Raw genomic sequence first — 8,466 nt, forward strand, 5'->3', positions numbered from 1 at the left:
TGGGCGCAGGCGGTGATCGTGCGCGGATCGCCCATCATGTAGGTCAGCAGTTCGCGGAACAGGCTGTTGTAGTGCTCGTCCACCTCGTCGTCGCGCGACCAGACGGCCAGGGCGCGGTCGAGATCGGAGGCCGTATAGGCGTCCAGCACGTCTTTCAGCCGGCCCACCACCAGCCGGCCCATCCGCTCGATCGAGCGGGTCAGCGGGGTGATCGGCTCGGCCTCGTTCAACACCAGGGTGCGCTTGGCGTTATTCTTGGCCAGGTCGCCGCAGCGCTCCAGGTTGGAGGCGATCTTCATCGCCGCCACCGTCTTGCGCAGATCGTTGGCCATCGGCTGCCGCAGCGCGATCAGGCGGATCGCCTTGCGCTCGATATCAACCTCCAGCACGTCCAGCCGCTCGTCGCGGCCGACGACGGCCTCGGCCAGGGCCTGGTCGCGCTTGACCACCGCGTCGATGGCGTCGCCGACCTGGGCTTCGGTCAAGCCGCCCATGCGGGCGCAGTCGGCGGTGAGCGTGTTCAGCTCGTCTTCGTAGGATTTGACGATGTGCTCGTTCATGTCGCTCGCCCTTAGCCGAACCGGCCGGTGATGTAGTCTTGCGTGCGGCTGTCCCGCGGATTGGTGAAGATCTCGCCGGTCGGGCCAGCCTCCACCAGCTTGCCCATGTGGAAGAAGGCGGTCTTCTGCGACACCCGCGCGGCCTGGGCCATGGAGTGGGTGACGATGACGATGCAGTACTGGTTGCGCAGTTCGTCGATCAGTTCCTCGATCCGCGCCGTGGCGATGGGGTCGAGCGCAGAGCAGGGCTCGTCCATCAAGATCACTTCAGGGCTGACGGCGATGGCGCGGGCGATGACCAGGCGCTGCTGCTGCCCCCCCGACAGGCCGGTGCCCGGCTGATGCAGGCGGTCGGCGACCTCAGCCCACAGGCCGGCGCGCTTCAGCGAGCGTTCGACGATCTCCTCGAGCTCGGCCTTGCCGGTGGCGATGCCGTGGATGCGGGGACCGTAGGCGACGTTCTCGAAGATGGTCTTGGGGAACGGGTTCGGCTTCTGGAACACCATGCCGACGCGGGCGCGCAGCACGACCGGGTCGATGGAGCGGTCGTTGACGTCCTCGCCGTCGAGCTCGATGCGGCCGGTGACCTTGCAGCCGGAGATCGTGTCGTTCATCCGGTTGATCGAGCGCAGGAAGGTCGATTTGCCGCAGCCCGACGGGCCGATCAGGGCGGTGACGGAGTTTTCCGGCACGTCCAGCGAGACGTCGAACAGGGCCTGCTTGTCGCCGTAGAAGACATTGACGTCGCGGGCGCGGATCTTGATCGGCCCGGCCGGCTGGCTGGCGTGAGCACGATCGACCGCGATGTGAACCGGGGCTGTGTCGTGGGCCATCGCGTCGTCACGCTGGTTGGGCATGGAGAACCTCGGGATCAGGCGCATGGAGACTACCACCGCCGCTCGAAGCGGCGCCTCACTAGAATGGCGGCCAGGTTCATGATGATCATGAACACCAGCAGCACGATGATCGCCGCGGCGGTGCGCTCGTGGAAGCCGCGCTCGGACGCGTTTTCCCAGATGAACACCTGGACGGGCAGGACGGTGGCGGCGCCGGTGAAACCTTCCGGCACGCCAGGGACGAAGGAAACCATGCCGATCATCAGCAGCGGCGCGGTCTCGCCCAGCGCATGGGCCAGCGAGAGGATCGCGCCGGTCATCACGCCGGGCATGGCCAGCGGCAGGACATGGTGGAACACGGTCTGAGTGCGCGAGGCGCCGACGCCGAGCGCGGCTTCCCGGATCGAGGGGGGCACCGCTTTCAGCGCCGAGCGGGTGGCGATGATGATGGTCGGCAGGGCCATCAGGGCCAGCACCAGCCCGCCGACCAGCGGCGAGGAGCGCGGCACGGCCAGCCAGTTGATGAACACCGCCAGGCCGAGCAGGCCGTAGACGATGGAGGGCACGGCCGCGAGGTTGTTGATGTTGACCTCGATGATGTCGGTCCAGCGGTTCTTGGGCGCGAACTCTTCCAGATAGGTCGCCGCCAGCACCCCGATCGGCACCGCCAGGAAGGCGGTGACCAGGAGCATCATCGCCGAACCGACGATAGCGCCGAGCACGCCGGCCTGTTCCGGTTCGGTGGAGTCCGACTTGGTCAAGAAGCCTACATTGAAGCCGCTGGTGACCGCGCCCGAGGCCTTGAGCTTGTCCATCCAGTCGAGCTGCTGGTCGTCCAGCCTGCGGCTGTCTTCCGGGGTCGAGCGTTTGATCTGACCCTTGAAGTAGAGCGCGGCGTTGGACTTGATCGGGCCGGTGACGGTGATCGTCTTGCCGATCAGGGACGGATCCTCGCGGACCATCCTGAGCAACTGGAAGCCCAGGTCGTTGGACATGATCTCCATGACCTTGCCCGACGCCTCGCCAAGATCGTCATCCTTCTCGCCCAGCTTGGCCAGGATCGATTGCGCGACCATCATGTCGTAGTTGGCGCCCGTGGGGTCGGCCTTGTCGATGCGGCTGGGGTCCAGATAGACCGGGACAGCGATCTGGTAGTCGATGAAGGTCGAGTACCCCTGGGTGACGATACGGCCGAGCAGCAGCGCCAGGAAGCTGAGCGCCACGATGATGGCCATGCGGCCATAAAGGCGGAACCGCATCTCCTGGGCGTGGCGCTTCTTCAGGCGCGCCTCGACGGTCTGGCGCAGGTTGGCGGCGGTCGGGATGGCGGCGTCAGTCATACTGTTCCCGATACTTTTGCACGATGCGCAGGGCGACGATGTTGAGCATCAGGGTCACCACGAAGAGGGTGAGGCCCAGGCCGAAGGCCGACAGCGTCTTGGGGCTGTCGAACTCCTGGTCGCCGGTCAGCAGGGTGACGATCTGAACGGTCACCGTGGTGACGGTGTCGAGCGGGTTGAGGGTGGTCTTGGCCTGGAGGCCGGCGGCCATGGTGACGATCATGGTCTCGCCCACCGCGCGGGAGACGGCCAGCAGCATGGCGGCCATGATCCCCGGCAAGGCGGCGGGCAGCACCACCTTCTTCACCGTCTCCGAGCGGGTCGCCCCCATGGCCAGGCTGCCGTCGCGCAGCGACTGGGGCACGGCGTTGATGATGTCGTCCGACAGCGAGGAGACGAAGGGGATCAGCATGATCCCCATCACCGCGCCGGCCACCAGCGCCATCTGGTTCTGCACCTGCATCAGGTACTGGCCAAGGCCGTCGAACGTCCCGCCAACCAGTTGCGCGCCGATCCAGTTGAAGAACGAGCGGAAGATGGGTCCCACGGTCAGGGCGGCGAAGAAGCCGTAGACCACCGTCGGAACCCCGGCGAGGATTTCCAGCAGCGGCTTGACCACCGAGCGGGTCAGCGGATTGGCGTATTCCGAGAGGTAGATCGCCGAGTAGAGGCCGATGGGGGCGGCCACGACCATGGCGATCATCATGATCAGGAAGGTGCCGACGAACAGCGGCACCGCGCCGAACGCGCCCGTGCCGGCATACTGGTCGGCGCGCATGGCGATCTGTGGGTTCCACTCGGTTCCGAACAGGAACTCGTGGATCGGCACCGCCTGGAAGAAGCGCCAGCTTTCCCAGACCAGCGAGGCGACGATGCCCGCCGTGGTCAGGATGGCGGTCACCGAGCAGACGATGAACAGGCCGGCGATCCAGCCCTCGACCTTGTTGCGGGCGCGGAACTGCGGACCGATGCGGGGATAGGCGATCAGAATGCCGGCCAGGGCCAGCAGCGCGCCGAGCGCGAGGGAGCCAAGTTGGATGAGGCTCTGAAGATGCGCCGCCTTGGCCGCCTTGGCGTCCAGGGCGGTCTTCAGCGCGCCTTCATAAGGGGTTTCGCTGGGCTGGCCGCCGTGGGCGATGGCGCGGGCGTCATCGAAGAAGACATCCTGCTGCGGGGCGGTCAGGGCTTGGACCGCCGGCGGGGGATCGGCGCGCAGCAGAGCGGCCTCCAACCGTCCGCCAAACATGGCGAACATCAGGATCAGCAAGGCTGCGGGAACACCGACCCAGAGTGCGGCGTAGCTGCCGTAATAGCCGGGCAGAGAATGCAGATTGACGGACTTGCCGCCGGCGGCGTTCAGCGCCTTGCGCCGGCCAGCCATGAAGGTGGCGACCGAGAACAGCAACAGCGCCGTAAGGGCGATCCAGGTGAGCATCAGGCTTCCGTGCTTGTCTTCGCCCGGACGTTCGGAGCCCCTTTCGGAGTCTCCTGACCGCGCAGGCCGGAAATTGCCTGCCTAATGCTGTCGGCTCGCGACAGTTCGGTGACAGTTTTATTACAAGGCACGTACCCGGCACGGCCCGGGGTGCGAACAGACCCGTTCTAGATCCTTGTCAGCGCAACCCCTCCAACCGCACGGCGTCCAGTTCGGCGGCGGTCATCAAGCCGGCCTGGTGGAGAGCCAGGAATTCCTCCGACAGCGAACTGCCGAACATCAGCACATCGTCGGTGTTGACCGTCACCTTCACGCCCGCGTCGTAGAGCCGCCGGATCGGGTGATCTTCCATCCGCGCCACGCGGCCGAGCTTGAGGTTGGAGGTCGGGCAGATGTGCAGCCGCACGCCGGTCTCGGCCAGCATCCGCATCACCTGCGGGGAGTCCGCCGCGGCGATCCCGTGCTGCACCTCGTCCAGCTCGAGAAGTTCGACCGCCCGCCAGACATCGTCGGCGGTCCCCCATTCGCCCACATGAGCCTTCAGGGTCAGGCCGGCGGCCTTGGCGCGGCGGTAGAGGGGTTCGAAGACCTCAATCGGCTGGGCGAACTCGTCGCCGGACAGGTCCAGGGTCTTGAAGGTCCCCAGTTCCAGCATGGGCGCCATCCACCATTCCAGCGCCCTGAACGGGCAGTGCCGGGACATCCCCATTTGCGGGATCCACTCGACCTGCGGGCCACCTTCGGCATGGGCGGTCTGCAACATCTCCCAGACCGACTGGGCAGAGCCGTCGTGCAGGGTGATCGACCAGATGTCCTCGCCAACCTCGAGCCGGCTCACCCCGTCGCGCCGGGCCTGCACGAAGGTCGCCTCGAAGGCGACGGCTCGCCCGGCCGCGCCCTGGAACAGCGCTCCGACCCGCTCGCCCACCCAGCTATGCATCTCGTCCATCGAGCCGAGCACGCCATCCAAGGGCGCGATGTCGTGGCCGGTTCGCTCGCGGATAAACTCGCGGTTGCCGCCCATGATCGCATGGACGTGCAGGTCAGCCTTGGGGCAGGCGCGCAGCGCGGCGAGGTCGCCAGTTTCCAGCGCGGTCTGAAAGTCGGTGATCATGGCTCTCCCCCTGCCCGGTGCGCGGCGAGATCCTAGGCCACGGGGCTCGCTATCTCCACCGGCGCCGGCTCAGCCCGGGCGAGCGGGAAATAGGCGGTGAAGGTGGCGCCTTCGCCCTGCACGCTCTCCACCGCCAAGCCGCCGCGGTGGCGATTGACGATGTGCTTGACGATGGCCAGGCCAAGTCCGGTCCCGGCCCGCTCGCCGCTCTTCTGCCCCTCGACCCTATAGAAGCGCTCGGTCAGGCGCGGCAGGTGCTCGCGGGCCAGGCCGACGCCGGCGTCGGTGACCCGCAGGGCGGCGTAGAGATCGCTGGCGCGGTCCGGGGTCAGCAGCGACAGGCGCGCAGCACGGCTATCGCCCGGCGCGCCAGCGGCGGAGGCCGAAAGCCCTGAACGCAGCGAGATCTTCACCGCCGCGTCCCGAGGCGTGTACTTGAGCGCGTTGTCGACCAGGTTTTGCACCACCTGAATGATCTGGTCGCGGTCGCCGGCGACGATCACCTGGCCACGAGCCGGCAGGTCGTCGGCCTCCAGGCGCACGCCGCGATCACGCGCCAAGGGACCCAGCGCATCGAGGACGTCCATCACCGCCATGGCCAAGTCCGCCTCGCCCTCGGGCGCGATGTGCTCGTTCAGCTCGATCCGGCTCAGCGAAAGCAGGTCGTCGATCAGGCGAGACATCCGCTCGGCCTGGGTCTGCATGATGCTGAGGAACTTCTCGCGCGCGTTCGCATCGTCCTTGGCGTGGCCACGCAGGGTTTCGATGAAGCCTGACAGCGAGGCCAGGGGCGTGCGCAGCTCGTGGCTGGCGTTGGCCAGGAAGTCGGCGCGGGTGCGTTCGGCCCGGCGGATGTCGGTCTCGTCGCGCAGGACAAGCAGCGCCAGCGGCGCGCCGTCCGGGGCGGTTCCCAGCGGCTTGGCGAAGGCGCGCATCACCCGTTCCTGGGCGCCGCCCAGTTCGTAGATCGCCTCGGCTTCCTTGCTGTGGAACAGCGCCTCGTCGACGGCTTCCAGCACGTCCGGATCGCGAATAACCGTGACCAGCAACCCTGCGTCATATTGTATCCGGAAGGTCTGCCGGGCGGCCTCATTAACCAGCACGAAACGCCGTCCTGTGAGGTCATCTGGTTCATGTGCAGCGATCACCAGCACCGGGTCCGGAAGGGCGTTGATAAGGCTCCCGTAGGGCGGCGCGTCCTCATGGGCGGGCCGGTCGGCGGCGCTCAGCGTGGGCGTCGTTACGCCGACCCGTTCGATGACGTGCCAGGCGCAGAGGCCGGTGACGCCCGCGGCCACGAGCACCATCCATGAGACAGCCTGCGGATCGGCCCGCACCAGGAAGCCAAACCCCAGGATGGCCGCCACGCCGGCGCCGCCCGCGACCAGCACGGGGCCGATGGACACGAGCCACTCTGGGGGACTGCGCGGAGCGGGCGGCTGGGTTAGCGCCAAGGCGAATCTATCCTGAACTGCAAATTCCGACCAAGCCCGACCCTTATGTCACTGGGATGACAGCCACCCAAGCGCGAGACCGCGCGAAAGACCCGCTGTCAGGAAATCTACGACCGCCTGAAGTCAATCTCCATTTAACCGATAGGATTTATCGGATCTTTATGCGGTCGAGTTTGTAAGAACTCCAACAATCGAGGGGCAAGACCACATGTCGTGGAAAACCAAACTCATCTCCGGAGCGGCGGCGATCGCGCTCGCTTGGCCGGGACTGGCGGCGGCTGACGAGGCCACTGACGCACGGATCAAGCTGCTGGAAGAGCAATTGACCCTGCTGCAGGGCCAGATCGCCGACCTGAAGCAGTCGACCGCCAACAACATCGCCGCAGTCCGCAAGGATTCCACGGCGACGAAGGTCTCGATCAACAACGGTCGCCCCACCATAGAATCTGATGACGGACAATTCAGCGCATCGTTCCGGGGCGTGTTCCAGTTGGACGCCGCCCACTACGATCAGGCCGCTCCCGGCCCGCTGGCCACCGACTTCCGCCGTGGCTCGTTCGGCGACGCGGCCGAGAACGACCACGCCCGCGACCTGTCCGACGGCGCCAACTTCCGCCGCGCCCGGATCGGCATCGAGGGCAAGGCGTTCGGCGCCTTCGACTACAACTTCCTCTATGACTTCGGCGGGTCCGGCAACGAGGAAGCCGGCAAGATCAGCGCCGCCTGGGTGCAATACGGCTTCCCGGTCGCCAATCTGAAGCTGCGCATCGGGGCCTTCTCCCCGCCGGCCGGACTAGAAGAAGCGGTCTCGACCAACGGCTCGCTGTTCGTCGAGCGCGCCTCGCCCTCCGAGACCGTTCGCGCCATCGCCGGCGGCGACGGCCGCACCGCGGTCGCACTGCTCGCCAGCGGCGACAACTGGACCGGCACAGCAGCCATCACCGGCAACGTCATCGGCACCTCCAGTTTCGATGAGCAGACCTCGTTCGTTGGCCGCCTGACCTATGTGCCGTTCCGCCGCGACGACGCCGTGATCCATGTCGGCGTGAACACCTCGATCGTGTTGAATCCGGCCGCCAGCGGCCCGGACGTGGCCGGCGCCGCCGTCACCAACATCCGCCTGCGCGACCGGCCGGAAATCCGCGTCGACGGTACGCGCCTGATCGACACCGGCAATATCGACGCCGACGGCCTGACCGCCATCGGGGCCGAGTTCGGCGCCCAGTGGAAGAACCTCTATCTCCAGACCGAATACTTCGACATCGACGTCGATCGTAAGGGGCCGCTCAGCGACCCGGACTTCTCCGGCTGGTACGCCCAGGTCGGCTGGACCATCACCGGCGAGCCCCGTCGCTATACCGCCGGCACCTTCGATGCGCCCAAGCCCGCGCAGCCCTTCGACCTGAAGAAGGGGACCTGGGGAGCCTGGGAGCTCGGCCTGCGTTATTCCAAGCTGGACCTCAACTACCTCGCGGGCGCCGCCGGAACCGCACCGGTCGCCTCGGCCATTCGTGGGGGCGAGCAGGAGATCTTCACCGTGGGTCTCAACTGGTACGTCAACAACGTGCTGCGTTTCCAGGCGGCCTATCAGGACGTCTCGGTGGACCGCCTGTCGCCAGGCGGCACGGCCTTTGGAACCGGCACGGCGACGCCGCCGGCCGGCGCCCAGGTCGGCCAGGACTTCAACATCTACTCGCTGCGAACCCAGTACGCGTTCTGACGACGGC

The 8,466-nt window shown here is 66.8% G+C and carries 7 protein-coding genes; 1 reads left to right on the forward strand and 6 read right to left on the reverse strand.

Features of this window, described 5'->3' with window-relative positions; translation table 11 throughout:
* The 6 genes from phoU to Q7T84_RS06215 form a co-directional block, all read right to left on the reverse strand.
* Positions 1 to 560 (reverse strand): phosphate signaling complex protein PhoU (gene phoU, locus Q7T84_RS06190; RefSeq protein WP_304806878.1); only part of this gene is annotated, 560 nt, incomplete at its 3' end.
* 11 nt (positions 561 to 571) lie between these two features.
* Positions 572 to 1,417 (reverse strand): phosphate ABC transporter ATP-binding protein PstB, encoded by an 846-nt coding sequence (gene pstB / locus Q7T84_RS06195; RefSeq protein WP_304806879.1) that lies wholly within the window; start codon positions 1,415 to 1,417, stop codon positions 572 to 574.
* Positions 1,418 to 1,446: 29 nt separating this feature from the next.
* On the reverse strand, positions 1,447 to 2,736 hold the full coding sequence (gene pstA / locus Q7T84_RS06200) for a phosphate ABC transporter permease PstA (RefSeq protein WP_304806880.1): 1,290 nt from the start codon (positions 2,734 to 2,736) through the stop codon (positions 1,447 to 1,449).
* Positions 2,729 to 4,171, reverse strand: a complete 1,443-nt coding sequence (gene pstC / locus Q7T84_RS06205) for a phosphate ABC transporter permease subunit PstC (RefSeq protein ID WP_304806881.1) — start codon at positions 4,169 to 4,171, stop codon at positions 2,729 to 2,731. Before pstC ends, pstA begins: the two co-directional genes overlap by 8 nt.
* A gap of 178 nt (positions 4,172 to 4,349) precedes the next feature.
* Positions 4,350 to 5,285 (reverse strand): hypothetical protein, encoded by a 936-nt coding sequence (locus tag Q7T84_RS06210; protein WP_304806882.1) that lies wholly within the window; start codon positions 5,283 to 5,285, stop codon positions 4,350 to 4,352.
* Between the two features lie 32 nt (positions 5,286 to 5,317).
* Complete coding sequence (locus tag Q7T84_RS06215) at positions 5,318 to 6,691, reverse strand: ATP-binding protein (protein WP_304806883.1); 1,374 nt, start codon at positions 6,689 to 6,691, stop codon at positions 5,318 to 5,320.
* A gap of 256 nt (positions 6,692 to 6,947) precedes the next feature.
* Between Q7T84_RS06215 and Q7T84_RS06220 the strand changes: the two genes are divergently transcribed.
* The gene (locus Q7T84_RS06220; RefSeq protein WP_304806884.1) at positions 6,948 to 8,459 is read left to right on the forward strand and encodes an OprO/OprP family phosphate-selective porin; all 1,512 of its coding nucleotides are present in this window, start codon (positions 6,948 to 6,950) and stop codon (positions 8,457 to 8,459) included.
* Positions 8,460 to 8,466: the final 7 nt, after the last annotated feature.

This window comes from Phenylobacterium sp. (assembly GCF_030654915.1).
Taxonomy (GTDB): Bacteria; Pseudomonadota; Alphaproteobacteria; order Caulobacterales; family Caulobacteraceae; genus Phenylobacterium.

Bases quoted from the DNA above. Each gene is read 5' to 3' on its own strand.
- pstC (WP_304806881.1), bottom strand. From the start codon at position 4,171: ATGCTCACCTGGATCGCCCTTACGGCGCTGTTGCTGTTCTCGGTCGCC.
- Q7T84_RS06220 (WP_304806884.1), top strand. From the start codon at position 6,948: ATGTCGTGGAAAACCAAACTCATCTCCGGAGCGGCGGCGATCGCGCTC.
- Q7T84_RS06210 (WP_304806882.1), bottom strand. From the start codon at position 5,285: ATGATCACCGACTTTCAGACCGCGCTGGAAACTGGCGACCTCGCCGCG.
- pstB (WP_304806879.1), bottom strand. From the start codon at position 1,417: ATGCCCAACCAGCGTGACGACGCGATGGCCCACGACACAGCCCCGGTT.
- pstA (WP_304806880.1), bottom strand. From the start codon at position 2,736: ATGACTGACGCCGCCATCCCGACCGCCGCCAACCTGCGCCAGACCGTC.